Source organism: Enterobacter sp. 2VL (assembly GCF_005503595.1).
In the GTDB taxonomy this organism is placed as follows: Bacteria; Pseudomonadota; Gammaproteobacteria; order Enterobacterales; family Enterobacteriaceae; genus Enterobacter; species Enterobacter cancerogenus.
Genome location: NZ_SCNE01000001.1, coordinates 625,909 through 639,756 on the forward strand (window position 1 = coordinate 625,909; position 13,848 = coordinate 639,756).

Annotated in this window: 15 protein-coding genes; 4 read left to right on the forward strand and 11 right to left on the reverse strand. The window is 53.5% G+C overall.

The annotated features are described in order from the left end of the window. Positions 1-6 precede the first annotated feature (6 nt). From FFS28_RS02910 to osmB, 3 genes are all read left to right on the forward strand, one after another. On the forward strand, positions 7-189 hold the full coding sequence (locus FFS28_RS02910; RefSeq protein ID WP_042319923.1) for a YciZ family protein: 183 nt from the start codon (positions 7-9) through the stop codon (positions 187-189). Positions 190-231: 42 nt separating this feature from the next. Beyond that, positions 232-984: a DNA-binding transcriptional regulator YciT gene (gene yciT, locus FFS28_RS02915; protein WP_137848717.1), complete on the forward strand. Its 753-nt coding sequence runs from the start codon at positions 232-234 to the stop codon at positions 982-984. A gap of 262 nt (positions 985-1,246) precedes the next feature. Continuing rightward, positions 1,247-1,465: an osmotically-inducible lipoprotein OsmB gene (gene osmB, locus FFS28_RS02920; RefSeq protein WP_006175660.1), complete on the forward strand. Its 219-nt coding sequence runs from the start codon at positions 1,247-1,249 to the stop codon at positions 1,463-1,465. Positions 1,466-1,569: 104 nt separating this feature from the next. Here osmB and yciH read toward each other — a convergent pair whose 3' ends face one another. From yciH to pgpB, 5 genes are all read right to left on the reverse strand, one after another. Then, a complete protein-coding gene (yciH, locus tag FFS28_RS02925) occupies positions 1,570-1,896 on the reverse strand; it encodes a stress response translation initiation inhibitor YciH (protein ID WP_058608675.1) in 327 nt (108 codons plus the stop codon). Further along, positions 1,896-2,633, reverse strand: a complete 738-nt coding sequence (gene pyrF / locus FFS28_RS02930) for an orotidine-5'-phosphate decarboxylase (protein ID WP_137848718.1) — start codon at positions 2,631-2,633, stop codon at positions 1,896-1,898. Before pyrF ends, yciH begins: the two co-directional genes overlap by 1 nt. Positions 2,634-2,817: 184 nt before the next feature. Continuing rightward, positions 2,818-3,987 (reverse strand): lipopolysaccharide assembly protein LapB, encoded by a 1,170-nt coding sequence (gene lapB / locus FFS28_RS02935; protein WP_137848719.1) that lies wholly within the window; start codon positions 3,985-3,987, stop codon positions 2,818-2,820. Positions 3,988-3,993: 6 nt separating this feature from the next. Next, positions 3,994-4,302, reverse strand: coding sequence for a LapA family protein (locus FFS28_RS02940; protein ID WP_006175670.1), 309 nt, complete (start codon positions 4,300-4,302; stop codon positions 3,994-3,996). A gap of 148 nt (positions 4,303-4,450) precedes the next feature. Continuing rightward, positions 4,451-5,218, reverse strand: a complete 768-nt coding sequence (gene pgpB / locus FFS28_RS02945) for a phosphatidylglycerophosphatase B (protein WP_137848720.1) — start codon at positions 5,216-5,218, stop codon at positions 4,451-4,453. Between the two features lie 198 nt (positions 5,219-5,416). Here pgpB and ribA point away from each other — a divergent pair, with 198 nt between their 5' ends. Next, positions 5,417-6,007 carry a GTP cyclohydrolase II gene (ribA, locus tag FFS28_RS02950; protein WP_003856813.1) on the forward strand — a complete coding sequence of 197 codons (591 nt, stop codon included), beginning with the start codon at positions 5,417-5,419 and terminating at the stop codon, positions 6,005-6,007. Between the two features lie 36 nt (positions 6,008-6,043). Here the strand turns inward: ribA and acnA are convergent, their stop codons facing one another. The 6 genes from acnA to topA form a co-directional block, all read right to left on the reverse strand. Beyond that, on the reverse strand, positions 6,044-8,719 hold the full coding sequence (gene acnA / locus FFS28_RS02955) for an aconitate hydratase AcnA (protein ID WP_006175676.1): 2,676 nt from the start codon (positions 8,717-8,719) through the stop codon (positions 6,044-6,046). A 162-nt stretch (positions 8,720-8,881) separates the two neighbouring features. Beyond that, positions 8,882-8,980 (reverse strand): small membrane protein YmiC, encoded by a 99-nt coding sequence (ymiC, locus tag FFS28_RS21805; protein WP_042320567.1) that lies wholly within the window; start codon positions 8,978-8,980, stop codon positions 8,882-8,884. A gap of 136 nt (positions 8,981-9,116) precedes the next feature. Continuing rightward, positions 9,117-9,287, reverse strand: a complete 171-nt coding sequence (locus FFS28_RS21920; protein ID WP_042319929.1) for a YciX family protein — start codon at positions 9,285-9,287, stop codon at positions 9,117-9,119. Between the two features lie 2 nt (positions 9,288-9,289). Next, on the reverse strand, positions 9,290-9,430 hold the full coding sequence (locus FFS28_RS02960) for a YmiA family putative membrane protein (protein ID WP_216647795.1): 141 nt from the start codon (positions 9,428-9,430) through the stop codon (positions 9,290-9,292). A 338-nt stretch (positions 9,431-9,768) separates the two neighbouring features. After that, positions 9,769-10,743, reverse strand: a complete 975-nt coding sequence (cysB, locus tag FFS28_RS02965) for an HTH-type transcriptional regulator CysB (RefSeq protein WP_006175683.1) — start codon at positions 10,741-10,743, stop codon at positions 9,769-9,771. Between the two features lie 185 nt (positions 10,744-10,928). Then, the gene (gene topA, locus FFS28_RS02970; protein WP_058608669.1) at positions 10,929-13,526 is read right to left on the reverse strand and encodes a type I DNA topoisomerase; all 2,598 of its coding nucleotides are present in this window, start codon (positions 13,524-13,526) and stop codon (positions 10,929-10,931) included. Positions 13,527-13,848 lie beyond the last annotated feature (322 nt).

Sequence of the window (13,848 nt, forward strand, 5' to 3'; positions counted from 1 at the left end):
GGGATTATGGCTAACATTGATGTGCTGACCGTGGCACAACGTATTGATACTGTGCTGGATATTCTGGTTGCTGGCGACTATCACTCCGCGATCCGTAATCTTGAGATCTTAAAAGCGGAGTTATTAGCTCAAAAAGGCACGGAGACCGCATCACAAAACCCTCAACCTAAAGCCCCGTGGGAAGTGTAGCCACGGCGTTTCTGATCCCGTTTCATTTTTGTATTGGATGCTATGAATTCTCGACAACAAATCATTTTGCAGATGGTCATCGATCAGGGACGCGTGAGCGTGGTCGATCTCGCGAAAACCACCGGTGTTTCCGAAGTCACAATCCGTCAGGATCTTAACCTTCTCGAAAAGCAGAGCTATCTGCGTCGTGCCCACGGCTATGCTGTTCCGCTGGACAGTGAGGACGTCGAAACCCGCATGATGAACAATTACGCCCTTAAGCGCGAGCTGGCGGAGTTTGCGGCATCCCTGGTGAACAACGGCGAAACGGTGTTCATTGAAAACGGCAGCAGTAATGCCCTGCTGGCGCGCACGCTGGCTGAGCAGAAAGACGTAACGATTATTACCGTCAGCAGCTACATCGCGCATCTGCTGAAGGAAACGCGCTGTGAAGTGATTCTGTTAGGCGGTATCTACCAGAAAAAAAGCGAAAGCATGGTAGGCCCATTGACCCGCCAGTACGTTCAGCAGGTGCATTTTACCAAGGCCTTTATTGGTATCGATGGCTGGCAGCCTGAAACTGGCTTCACCGGCAGAGACATGATGCGTTCTGACGTGGTGAACGCGGTGCTGGAAAAAGAGTGCGAAGCCATTGTGTTGTCTGACAGTTCTAAATTTGGCGCTGTCCATCCTTACACCATGGGCCCGCTGTCGCGCTTTAGCCGGGTGATCACCGACAAACGCCTGAGTAACGAACATCGCCTTCAGCTTGAACATGCTGGCTTAACGGTCGATATCGTGGACAACGCGCTGTAGCCCCCCCCTTGCGTCCGGTTCCCGGGCGCACGCCCTCGCCTCTGAGATTAATCCTGGTATTTCTTTAAGAGTTTTTACCTGTATAAGCTAAAATAAAGACGTAAAATTAATGTTAGCGATATAACAGGAAGTGACTATCACCTGCGTGATCATGTTAACCCCTGCGCGACCAGCTTTTACGGAAAATGGAATTTAAGTATTCAAATTGACTATACTTAAAAAGCACTTCTTTCCGTGAATCGATAATTCAGGAGAAAGTATTATGACCTTAACCAGCAAGAAATTAGCTGCCGCTGTTCTGGCAATCACTGTAGCAATGTCCCTGAGCGCATGCTCTAACTGGTCTAAACGTGACCGTAACACCGCCATTGGCGCCGGTGCTGGTGCTCTGGGTGGTGCGGTATTAACGGATGGTAGCACGCTGGGTACTTTAGGTGGCGCTGCTGTCGGCGGTGTCATTGGTCACCAGGTAGGCAAATAATCACCATAACGGCTTCTACCCGTATAATTATATATTCTGTACATTTCAGGTCTGACTTACGCACCTAAAAAAAGAGCCACGGTTTTCGCCGTGGCTCAATTATTTTAGCCCCCCGCCAGTTTGACTTTCATGCCTTTGGCTTCGAGCAATGTTTTAATTAAATCGCGTTTATCGCCCTGGATTTCGATAACCCCGTCTTTCACCGCGCCACCACAACCGCATTTCTTTTTTAATTCTGCAGCGAGTTTTGCCAGTTCGGCATCGTCGAGATCAATACCTGTCACCAGACATACGCCCTTTCCCTTGCGTCCGCTGGTCTGGCGCTGGATACGCACAATGCCATCCCCCTTCGGGCGCTCGGCTTTCTCGCGTGGCTCATCAATGCGACCCGTGTCGGTGGAATAGACCAGGCGGCTGTTGGAATCGCTCATTACGCCCCCTTTTTTAACGATGCGTTGATGGCTTTCAGCGTCTGCGCCGGATCCGCTGACTGCGTAACCGGGCGACCAATAACCATATAGTCTACGCCTGCGGCCTGCGCCTGTTCAGGCGTCATGATGCGGCGCTGATCCCCTGCCTCACTTCCCGCAGGACGGATACCCGGTGTAACCAGCTTAAATTCACGTCCCAGCTCGGATTTAAAGCGCACGGCTTCCTGCGCCGAGCACACGACGCCATCAAGCCCACAGCGTTGCGTCAGGCGCGCAAGGCGTTCCGCATGCTCAGCAGGTGACAACGTCACACCCAGGTCACCCAGGTCTGATGCGTCCATACTGGTCAGTACGGTTACGGCAATCAGCAGCGGCGCGTCTTTGCCAAACGGGACCAGCGCTTCGCGTGCAGCCGTCATCATCCGCGCCCCGCCTGATGCATGGACATTCACCATCCATACGCCCAGTTCAGCGGCAGCGGCTACGGCGTGGGCAGTTGTGTTCGGGATATCATGGAATTTCAGGTCGAGGAAGATATCGAAGCCGCGCTGTTGCAGGTCTCGCACAATTTGCGGGCCAAACAGCGTAAACATTTCTTTGCCGACTTTAAGGCGACAGTCGCGGGGATCGATACCGTCGACAAAGGCCAGCGCGGCATCACGGTTGTTGTAATCCAGGGCAACTACAACAGGAGAATCAGTAACTACGCGGGAAGTAGAGGAACTAACAGACGTCATGACCAGCCCTTTTCGTCTATGGGCGCCCAGCGGCGCGGGACAGATAAACGGCGAGCATTCTACCTGCCAGCGGCCAAAAATGACAGGAGCGATTTTTACCCTGCCCGAACACAGACCGCACTGTTACCTGAATGGGTGTAAAAGCCATTAGTATGTTGTAACTAAAATATGGCCTTTTTAAAAATTACTGCCCGTCAAGACCGCGAATCGGTTTGATGGTTGACCAGGCCCGGCAGGAAGGACAATGCCAGTAGAGTGTGTAGGCGGTAAACCCGCATTTCTGACAGCGATAGCGCGGTTTACTGCGCACCTGCTCGCCAACCATGTCACGCAGCACCATCAGGCTCTCTTTCGCGCGCCCTTCTTCTGCGTCATTGAGGTGGTAGTCCATCAACTTGTGGAAGACGCGCATGGTTGGATGGCGCTGTAACTGACGCGTGATGTACACCTGCGCGGTATCGCTGCCCTCATGCTGCTCGACGATATCGGAAAGCATCAGCTCCGCCGTCGCCCCGGTATTTTCCTCCACGCAGCGACGCAGGAAGGTCACCCATTCATCCTGCTTGCCCAACTGCTGGTAGCATGTCTGGAGCATTTCAAGCGTTTCGCTGACGAGTTCTTTATCCTGATCGATCACCCGCAGCAGGCTCTCCACGGCTTTGGCGTAATCGCCGCTCGCCATAAACACGCGGCCCATCATGATGGAGATACGCGCGCTGTTGCGATCCGCTGCCGCGCCTTTCTTCAGCAACGCCATGGCTTTATCCATGTCGTCGTTACCCATCTGCTGGAGCGCAAGCTCGCAATAGAAATGGGCGATTTCAACGCGCTGCTTGTCTTTACCCAGCTTAACCAGACGCTCGGCGGTGTCGATGGCTTTCTGCCAGTCGCTGGTGGACTGATAAATCTGCAGCAGCTGTTGAAGCGCGCTGATGCGAAAATCGGTTTCGTCCACCAGCTGCATAAACATGTCTTCGGCACGATCGTACAACCCTGCCGCCATGTAGTCCCGGCCTAACTGCTGAACCGCCAGCAAACGCTGGTCATAGGTCAGCGAGGCGCTTTCCATTAAGGTCTGGTGAATACGAATAGCACGGTCTACTTCCCCGCGAGAGCGGAAAAGGTTACCCAGGGTGAGATGCGCTTCTACGGTGCCGGTATCCTCTTTGAGCATATCGAGGAACAGATCTACCGCTTTGTCCTGTTGATTGCTCAGCAGGAAGTTCACCCCCGCAACGTAGTCGCGGGAGAGTCGGTTTGCTTCATCCTGTTTTGTTTGTTGCGCACTTCTGCGGCCCATATACCAGCCATAGGCTGCGGCTACAGGCAAAAGCAGAAACAACAACTCCAGCATATTCGATTATTCCTTGACGACCGGCACACCCGCGCTTTCCGGAATGTCGGTCATGGGCGCGATTTGATGTTCAAGTCGTTTAATTTTACGTTCAGCGCGCGCCAGAGAAACACGAACTTTGAGCCAGAACAGGCCACACACCAGCCAGCCGATGAAGAAACCTGCGGCGAATAGCACGGCCAGCAGGCTTGATACGCGGTACTCGCCCTGCGCCAGCAGATAGTTGAAGGTAACCTGCTGATCGTTTTGTGCACCCAATGTGACTGAAATGACAAAAATCGCCAACACCAGTAAGAAAATGAGTAAATATTTCACATGACTTCCCGTTATGTGGTTCAAGCGAATAAAGTATGTTCAACTCACCGCAATCAGCCTTATAAACTACCATTTTAGTGACGGGCGCGAAACGGAAAAAGTGACGCGCCCTTCATGGATTTATGGGCAAAAGGGGTAATATCAAGCTTCAGACCCCGCTTTGCTCCCTTTCGGCGATTTCTTGCTTCTCTTGCGGCGGTGGCGTAAGCGGCCCGCAGAAGCGTTGGGCAAGCCAGGTGGCCAACGTCACCAGCAACCACGAGATAAGCGTCGCCACCACCAGATCCCGCGGCCAGTGCATGCCTAGCAGTAATCGACTGCCCATCACACCGGTGGCCCAGACCAGTAAAATCGCAATGGTTAGCGTCCGCCGGCGCGGCCACAGCAGCCCTACACCAAGCAGTGCCCAACTGGCGGCAAACATGGTATGCCCGGAAGGAAACGCAAATCCCGTCTCTTTCTGCCAGTGTTTACGCAAAAATGCAGGGATATCCTGTTGTTCCACCAACTGCTCTTTCACCAGTGCGGCGCGATCTTTACGCTTTAAAGTGTAGAACTCATCCACCGGAACATGGTGCGTTTTTTCCAGCCACACCACGAAAGGCCGCGGCTCCTGTACACGATCTTTTACCCAGGACTTTACGCCCTGCCCAAGCAGAATGGCCGCGCCAAGGATCGCAAATAGCATGATTGCCGGGCGCAAACGAAAGCGCAGGCACCAGAGAAACCAGCCAAAAATCAGGATGTGGGTGATGATCCCCCACGGCTGCGTAACCGTCTCCGTGACCCAGTACAGGCTTTTCAGCCAAGCGGTGTGATGACCTGGCTCCCACATCCAGCCGGAGATCCACACGGCCACGGGCATGATCAACAGAATGGCCGCACCTGCTGCCGTACGTCTGGCGATTGAAAGCATTTCGTCTCCTTTTTTCGCTAAGCGTCACAATCATAACTGAATTCCATCCGAAAGGTGGATATGTCGGATCGTGCGTTTAACGTTCGTATAGCATGGCGGCCATTAGGCGAACGCGCTGAGCTTGTGGCAAAATAACCTCATACAGAAAGCCAAACAGGCGTAAGGCACGAAACGTGTCAGCCTACTCTGGAGAATCACATGCAGCTTAAACGTGTGGCAGAAGCCAAACTGCCAACCCCATGGGGCGATTTCCTGATGGTGGGATTTGAAGAACTGGCAACCGGGCAAGATCACGTCGCCCTGGTGTTTGGAGACATTTCAGGACAGACGCCGGTGCTCTCTCGCGTGCATTCCGAGTGTCTGACCGGCGATGCTCTGTTCAGCCTGCGCTGCGACTGCGGCTTCCAGCTGGAAGCGGCCCTGAGCCACATTGCCGAAGAAGGCCGCGGCGTGCTGCTTTATCACCGTCAGGAGGGTCGTAACATCGGCCTGCTGAATAAAATCCGCGCCTACGCGCTGCAGGATCAGGGGTACGATACCGTTGAGGCCAACCACCAGCTCGGCTTTGCCGCTGACGAGCGCGACTTCACCCTCTGCGCGGATATGTTCAAGCTGCTAGGCGTGGACGAAGTGCGTCTGCTGACCAACAACCCGAAAAAAGTCGAAATTTTGACCGAAGCCGGGATCAATATCGTCGAGCGCGTGCCGCTGATCGTCGGCCGCAACCCGAAAAATGCGCACTACCTCGATACCAAAGCGGCCAAAATGGGCCATCTGCTGAGCGAATAATCCGCGTATGCCCGGCATTTAGCCGGGCATAACCCGTCAGTTCAACATCTTACGGATCACATAGTGCAGGATGCCGTCGTTCTGGTAATAGGTCAGCTCCGTGGCGGTATCAATGCGACACCGGCAGTCAAGGATTTCCGTTTTACCGTCGCTGCGCGTTAATTTTACCGGCACGGTTTTCCCGGGCTCCAGGTTTTGCAGGCCGCTGATGTCGATTTTCTCTTCCCCGGTCAGGCCCAGCGTTTTGCGGGTCACACCCTGCGGGAACTCAAGCGGCAGGATCCCCATCCCAATCAGATTCGAACGGTGAATACGTTCAAAGGATTCGGCAATCACCACGCGAACGCCCAGCAGTCGCGGTCCCTTCGCAGCCCAGTCACGACTTGAGCCAGAACCGTACTCTTTCCCGGCAATGACCGCCAGCGGCGTACCTTCCTGCTGATATTTAACGGCAGCATCGTAAATCGACACCACTTCGGTACCCGGCAGATGGCGCGTCATGCCCCCTTCCACGCCGGGCACCATTTCGTTACGAATGCGGATGTTGGCAAATGTACCGCGCATCATCACTTCATGGTTACCACGGCGTGAACCGTAGGAGTTAAAGTCGCGACGCTCGACGCCACGCCCCTGCAGATAACGTCCGGCCGGGCTGTCGGCCTTAATGCTGCCCGCCGGGGAGATATGGTCCGTGGTGACCGAATCGCCCAGCATCGCCAGAATGCGGGCGCCGTGGATATCCTTAAGCGGATCGGGCTGAGCCTGCATCTCATCAAAGAAAGGTGAAAGACGAATATAGGTAGAGTCATTCTGCCACGCGTAGGTATCCGAGCCGACGACGTTGATCTCCTTCCATTCCGGCGTCCCTTCGAAGACCTCGGCGTACTCTTTCCGGAACATCTCGGTGGAGACCTTTTCCACCGCCCGGGCGATTTCACGCGACGAGGGCCAAATGTCTTTGAGATAAACAGGTTCATTCTTGCGATCGTGACCAATCGGGTCGGTCACGAGGTTGATATTCATGTTTCCGGCCAGCGCATAGGCCACGACCAGCGGCGGTGACGCCAGCCAGTTGGTTTTCACCAGCGGATGAATACGCCCCTCAAAGTTTCGGTTACCGGAAAGCACGGCACCAACGGTCAGATCGCCCTGCTTAATCGCCACCTCAATCGGCTCAGGAAGCGGACCGGAGTTGCCGATACAGGTCGTACAGCCATAGCCGACCAGGTTAAATCCAAGTTCATCAAGGTACGGCGTCAGCCTTGCCTGAGCGAGATAATCGGAGACCACCTTCGAGCCGGGCGCCAGAGAGGCTTTTACCCACGGCTGAGGCTTGAGGCCCAGCTCCACCGCTTTTTTCGCCAACAGACCGGCTGCCATCAGAACGCTGGGGTTCGAGGTATTGGTACAGGAGGTGATCGCGGCGATGACCACGGCACCGTCCGGCAGCGAGTACGGGTGGCCATTCATGACGTAATCCACCGCGTGACGATCTTTTTGCGAAGCATTAACTTCCAGCTCGTTGCTGGCGGCAAAGGCTTTTGGCACGTTGTTCAGCGCGACGCGATCCTGAGGACGTTTTGGACCGGCGAGGCTGGCCTCAACGGTGCCCATATCCAGCTCTAGCGTGCTGGTAAACACGGGTTCATCACCGGGATTGCGCCACATGCCCTGCGCTTTGGTGTAGGCCTCTACCAGCGCGACCTGTTCTTCGCTGCGTCCGCTGAGACGCATATACTCCAGCGTTACGCCATCAATCGGGAAAAAGCCGCAGGTTGCGCCATATTCGGGCGCCATATTGGCAATGGTTGCACGATCCGCCAGCGGCAATGAATCCAGCCCGTCACCGTAGAACTCGACGAATTTACCCACCACGCCATGCTTACGCAGCATTTGGGTCACGGTCAGTACCAGGTCAGTAGCCGTAATGCCTTCAGAGAGTTTTCCGGTAAGCTTAAAGCCGACAACATCAGGGATCAGCATAGAGACCGGCTGGCCGAGCATTGCGGCTTCCGCTTCTATGCCGCCCACGCCCCAGCCCAGCACGCCCAGACCGTTAATCATGGTGGTATGGGAATCGGTTCCCACGAGCGTATCCGGGTAGGCCAGCCACTCTTTATCCTGAAGCTCGCTCCAGACGGCTTTACCGAGATATTCCAGGTTTACCTGGTGGCAAATACCGGTGCCTGGCGGCACAACGCTAAACCGGCTGAACGCCTGTTGGCCCCATTTCAGGAACACGTAGCGTTCGTGGTTGCGCTCCATCTCAAGGCGCACGTTTTCGCCGAAGGCATCATCGTCACCGAAGTGGTCAACGGTCACGGAGTGGTCAATAACAAGGTCTACAGGTGACAGCGGGTTAACTTTTGCCGTATCGCCGCCGAGCCGCTTGACGGCTTCGCGCATGGCGGCCAGATCGACCACGGCAGGCACGCCGGTAAAATCTTGCATCAGCACCCTCGCCGGGCGGTAGGCGATTTCTCTGTCAGCATGAGCATGCTTAAGCCACCCCGCCAGCGCCTGTATATCCTCCTCGGTAACAGAATCACCATCCTGCCAGCGTAAGAGGTTTTCCATCAACACTTTCAACGACTTGGGTAACCGCGAAATGTCCCCAAGGGTCCTGGCTGCCAGCGGTAAGCTATAGTAATTCCAGGTTTTATTTTCTGCCTGTAACGTGTCCTTACTGGCTTCGCGTAGGGTTAACGACATAAGCTCCTCCTTAATTCCAGAGATGTCCTGACAATCATCAGGGCTGTAATTAAAGATAACACAAAGATGTCGTAACGTTTTGATAACAACCCAAATTGATAAATTTAGGAATGGTCCATCAGGTGCGGAAAATGAAAAACCCCGCCGAAGCGAGGTTTTGGATCAGTTGACGGCCAGCCAGAGGAGCTGGCACCAGAACAGAATCGACACGGAGAAAACGCCGATCCATGACCAGTATTTGAGCGTTGTCATGTTATTCATCATAGGGACACCAGGCTTTATTAATTAAGGTTCCGAGGTTTGCCCTCAGTTCTATATTGCCGATGTGTATTTATTAAAGAGTACAAAAGCGCAGAGACTTTATTCAGTCTATTTGCATTGCTACGCAAAAAGTAAATTATTGTTTTCTGGGTTCGTCTTCTGCGAACACATCAATAAAAGCCTGCTGCTGCGGCGTCAGCCGCCAGGATGCTGGCACACTGGTAGCCGGCGCTTTACGGCCCTTGTGGCTACTGTCACGATGTTGACACATCTGTTTAACCGTTTCTGTACGTACCGTCACTGCCATATTCAACCCCAATATTTCCAGGCAAGGAGAGCAACGACCAGCCAGAACAGGGCTGAGACCAGAAAGACCGCCAGCCAGGCTTTACGCTTAAGCGCGGGATCCCTTTGCGGTTCTTCACTTCCTGCAGGCATTGCTAACCTCATACAATCGATATCGCTTATCATTTTGAGACCAAACAATTGGTACAATTAATCATCGGTTGAGATAAATCCTAAAGAAACTTTAGCTGAAAAGCCAGTGAATTTACGTATCCAGGCATGGGAAATATTCATTCTTTTGACCAGAAATAAATATTTGAAAGGAATTATTTGCGTAGCGGTAAATTACTTTCTACTTTTATCGCAATTTCGCGACAGTAAAACCCCACAAATAAAATGGATTAGGGCTTTATATGGTCGCTAAGTGCAGATGATGATAATTCTGATTTAGTTTTAAGAAGATTAATCGGTATCTTTCCGCCGGGGAAAGATACCGGAAGTGATTATTTGGCAGGCAGCTTAATGTCTTTAAACATCTCTTCAATATCTTCATTGGAGCGTAATGCCACGGCGGTATCTACTACGTCACGCGTGAGATGCGGGGCAAAGCGCTGAATGAAATCATACATATAGCTGCGCAGGAAGGTGCTACGACGGAAGCCAATTTTAGTCGTGCTGTGGCTGAAGATGTCATGGGCATCAAGACGAACCAGATCCGGGTCAGAAACTGGGTCAACCGCCATGCTGGCAATCACCCCAACGCCCAGCCCTAAACGCACGTAGGTCTTAATGACGTCCGCGTCCGTTGCGGTGAAGACAATGCGTGGTGTGAGTCCCGCACGGTTAAACGCCGTATCCAGCTCTGAACGGCCCGTAAAGCCGAAGGTATAAGTCACCAGGGGATACTGGGCCAATTCTTCTATGGTCACCGAGCCTTTCCCCGCAAGCGGGTGGTCTGGCGTAACGACAATTGAGCGGTTCCAGTGGTAGCAAGGCAGCATCACCAGATCGTCATACAGGTGAAGCGCTTCTGTCGCAATGGCAAAGTCCGCGTTGCCCTTGGAAACGGCTTCAGCAATCTGCGTCGGGGACCCCTGGTGCATATGCAGGGAAACGCGCGGATAACGCTCGATAAACCCTTTAATGACGCCTGGCAGGGCGTAACGCGCCTGGGTGTGCGTCGTGGCTATATAGAGCGAGCCTTTATCCGGCCAGGTATGTTCTCCGGCGACCGATTTAATGGCGTCGACTTTCGAAAGCACTTCCCGGGCAATGCGAATGATCTCCTGCCCCGCAGGCGTGACCTGTGTCAGGTGTTTACCGCTGCGGGCAAAAATCTGAATACCTAATTCGTCCTCCAGCATACGGACCTGCTTACTGATGCCGGGTTGCGAGGTGTAGAGTCCTTCTGCGGTCGAGGAGACGTTGAGGTTATGATTGACGACCTCAACAATATAGCGAAGCTGCTGTAATTTCATGCCAGACCATCCGATTTAGCGCACGGGTCAATCGCTTAAGACGATTTAATAATAAGAAACGGGTTAACTATAACCACTATATCATTTATAGCATGACTGTATAGTACGGAACAAAAAATAATAACGACGTAATAAAAAGGGCCGGAGAACCGGCCCTTAAACAGGAAAGCTACGCGTTGCGAGGGTTATTTCTTGCCTTCAACCCATTTCCCGTCAACAAAGAAGGCGGACCAGCCGGTCGCTTTGCCCTCTTTCTCCGCAGCAACGTACTGCTGCTTCGTTTTACGACTGAAACGCACAACGGTTTTGTTGCCTTCGGGATCCTGCTGAGGCGCATCGGCCAGATAACGCAGTTTCTCCGGGAGGCGATCGCGGAAGCGATACAGCTCTTCCACCAGCGGCGCACGGGTTTCGCGAGATTTCGGGAAGGTGTTGGCCGCGAGGAACACGCCAGCCGCACCATCACGCAGCACGAAGTAAGCATCAGACTTCTCACACGGCAGTTCTGGCAGCGGGACCGGATCTTCCTTCGGCGGCGCCACTTCGCCATTGCGCAGAATTTTACGCGTGTTCTTACACTCGTCGTTGGTGCAGGCCATGTACTTGCCGAAGCGCCCCATCTTAAGGTGCATTTCAGAACCACATTTCTCGCATTCAACGATCGGGCCGTCATAGCCTTTAATACGGAACTCACCCTCTTCGATCTCGTAGCCATCGCAGGTCGGGTTATTACCACAGACATGCAGCTTACGTTTCGGATCGATCAGGTAGCTGTCCATCGCCGTGCCGCATTTCTGGCAGCGGCGTTTCGCACGCAGGGCATTGGTCTCTGCATCATCACCTTCCAGCACATTGAGAACTTCGTTCTCCGGTACCAGGTTGATGGTGGTTTTGCAGCGCTCTTTTGGCGACAGCGCATAGCCGGAACAGCCGAGGAAGACGCCCGTTGTGGCGGTACGGATCCCCATTTTGCGCCCACAGGTTGGGCAGTCGATGCTGGTCAACACCATCTGGTTTGGCAGCATGCCGCCCTCTTCAGGATCTTTCTCCGCTTTTTCAAGCTGGTTGGTAAAGTCACTGAAGAAGCTATCAAGCACTTTTTTCCATTCTGCCTGATGGCTGGCAACCTGATCGAGGCTGTCTTCCATCTGCGCGGTGAAATCGTAGTTCATCAACTCGCGGAAGTTAGCTTCCAGACGGTCGGTAACAATTTCACCCATTTTCTCAGCATAGAAACGACGGTTTTCAGCACGAACGTAACCACGATCCTGAATTGTCGAGATGATCGACGCATAGGTCGACGGGCGACCGATACCGCGTTTTTCAAGCTCTTTCACCAGCGAAGCTTCGCTGAAACGTGCCGGTGGCTTGGTGAAGTGCTGAGCCGGAACCAGATCCACCAGCGACAGTTCATCACCCTTATTCACCGCAGGCAGTGTTTTGTCTTCGTCGCCTTTACGCAACGCAGGCATCACTTTAGTCCAGCCGTCGAAGCGCAGAATACGCCCACGTGCTTTGAGACGGAAATCACCTGCGCCGACCGTCAGGGTCGTGGAATCATACTTCGCAGGCGTCATCTGGCAGGCCACAAACTGGCGCCAGATCAGCTGATACAGTTTTTGTGCATCCGCTTCCATGTCTTTCAGCGACTCGGCCAGTACAGAGACATCGGAAGGACGAATCGCTTCGTGCGCTTCCTGCGAGTTCTCTTTGCTGGTGTACTGATTGGCATTTTCCGGCAGATATTTCTTGCCGAAATTGTCGCTGATATAGCCGCGAACCATGTTTACCGCGTCCTGGCTCAGGTTGGTTGAGTCAGTACGCATATAAGTGATATAGCCCGCTTCATACAAGCGCTGCGCCATCATCATGGTTTTTTTCACGCCGTAACCCAGACGCGTGCTTGCCGCCTGTTGCAGCGTGGAAGTAATAAACGGTGCGCCAGGCTTGCTGCTGGTCGGTTTGTCTTCGCGATCCAGAACCTGATAACGCGCCTTCTCCAGCAGCGCCACTGCCGCCATGGTCTGGTCACGGTTAACGGGACGGAACGGCTTGTCGTTCTGGTGGCTCACCTGCAATGGCAACGCATCGCCGCCTGGCGTGGTGACATTAGCATCCACTTCCCAGAATTCTTCCGGTACGAACGCTTTGATTTCACGCTCACGCTCAACCACGAGACGGACCGCAACCGACTGCACTCGACCGGCAGACAGGCCGCGGGCAATTTTTTTCCACAGCAGTGGCGAGACCATATAGCCCACTACGCGGTCCATAAAGCGGCGCGCCTGCTGAGCGTTTACACGGTCGATATTCAGTTCACCCGGCTTTTCAAATGCCTGGCGAATCGCATTCTTGGTAATTTCGTTAAACACTACACGGCTGTAGCGTTTGTCGTCCCCCCCGATCACTTCCCGCAGGTGCCATGCAATGGCCTCCCCTTCGCGGTCAAGGTCGGTTGCGAGATAGATGTGGTCTGCTTTTTCAGCAAGCTGCTTCAGCTCGTTAACGACTTTTTCTTTGCCGGGCAGCACTTCATATTGTGCATCCCAGTTATGCCACGGGTTAACACCCATGCGGTTGACAAGCGCGCTACGTTCATCCTTTTTAGGCTTTTTAGCCCCTTTGGTGGAGGTAGAGTCTGCGCTCTTTTTGCTGGCTGAGCCACTGGTCGGCAAATCGCGGATATGACCAACGCTGGACTTAACCACGTAGTCATTACCCAGATACTTATTGATCGTTTTGGCTTTTGCCGGGGACTCAACGATGACGAGAGCTTTACCCATATTCACCTTTACCTAATTTAATTCTTCCAGGAATACGCCGCACGTTGATATCCCTTCCGCTGACGACGAGCCAATGATATTGCGACTGCGCCAGGGGATATCAACCCCTTAGTCTTACCGAACGTCAGAAAGGCGACATCCAGGCCATTGAGTTTTCGGGTATTTTTCTCACATCAAGGACAATTCGTGACGAATTCCCGGTTGAATGTCAAGCAATTCTGTTGCCAGAATGACGAAAGCGCACACTGTACCTGATAAAATTCGTTACGCAACTTTATTAGCATGCAATAACAGATTGCGCCAGCCGGGGCCGGTGTGCTTA

Coding starts and splice junctions, on each gene's coding strand:
- FFS28_RS02910 (WP_042319923.1), top strand. CDS start 7: ATGGCTAACATTGATGTGCTGACCGTGGCACAACGTATTGATACTGTG.
- yciT (WP_137848717.1), top strand. CDS start 232: ATGAATTCTCGACAACAAATCATTTTGCAGATGGTCATCGATCAGGGA.
- osmB (WP_006175660.1), top strand. CDS start 1,247: ATGACCTTAACCAGCAAGAAATTAGCTGCCGCTGTTCTGGCAATCACT.
- yciH (WP_058608675.1), bottom strand. CDS start 1,896: ATGAGCGATTCCAACAGCCGCCTGGTCTATTCCACCGACACGGGTCGC.
- pyrF (WP_137848718.1), bottom strand. CDS start 2,633: ATGACGTCTGTTAGTTCCTCTACTTCCCGCGTAGTTACTGATTCTCCT.
- lapB (WP_137848719.1), bottom strand. CDS start 3,987: ATGCTGGAGTTGTTGTTTCTGCTTTTGCCTGTAGCCGCAGCCTATGGC.
- pgpB (WP_137848720.1), bottom strand. CDS start 5,218: ATGCTTTCAATCGCCAGACGTACGGCAGCAGGTGCGGCCATTCTGTTG.
- ribA (WP_003856813.1), top strand. CDS start 5,417: ATGCAGCTTAAACGTGTGGCAGAAGCCAAACTGCCAACCCCATGGGGC.
- acnA (WP_006175676.1), bottom strand. CDS start 8,719: ATGTCGTTAACCCTACGCGAAGCCAGTAAGGACACGTTACAGGCAGAA.
- ymiC (WP_042320567.1), bottom strand. CDS start 8,980: ATGAATAACATGACAACGCTCAAATACTGGTCATGGATCGGCGTTTTC.
- FFS28_RS21920 (WP_042319929.1), bottom strand. CDS start 9,287: ATGGCAGTGACGGTACGTACAGAAACGGTTAAACAGATGTGTCAACAT.
- FFS28_RS02960 (WP_216647795.1), bottom strand. CDS start 9,430: ATGAGGTTAGCAATGCCTGCAGGAAGTGAAGAACCGCAAAGGGATCCC.
- cysB (WP_006175683.1), bottom strand. CDS start 10,743: ATGAAATTACAGCAGCTTCGCTATATTGTTGAGGTCGTCAATCATAAC.
- topA (WP_058608669.1), bottom strand. CDS start 13,526: ATGGGTAAAGCTCTCGTCATCGTTGAGTCCCCGGCAAAAGCCAAAACG.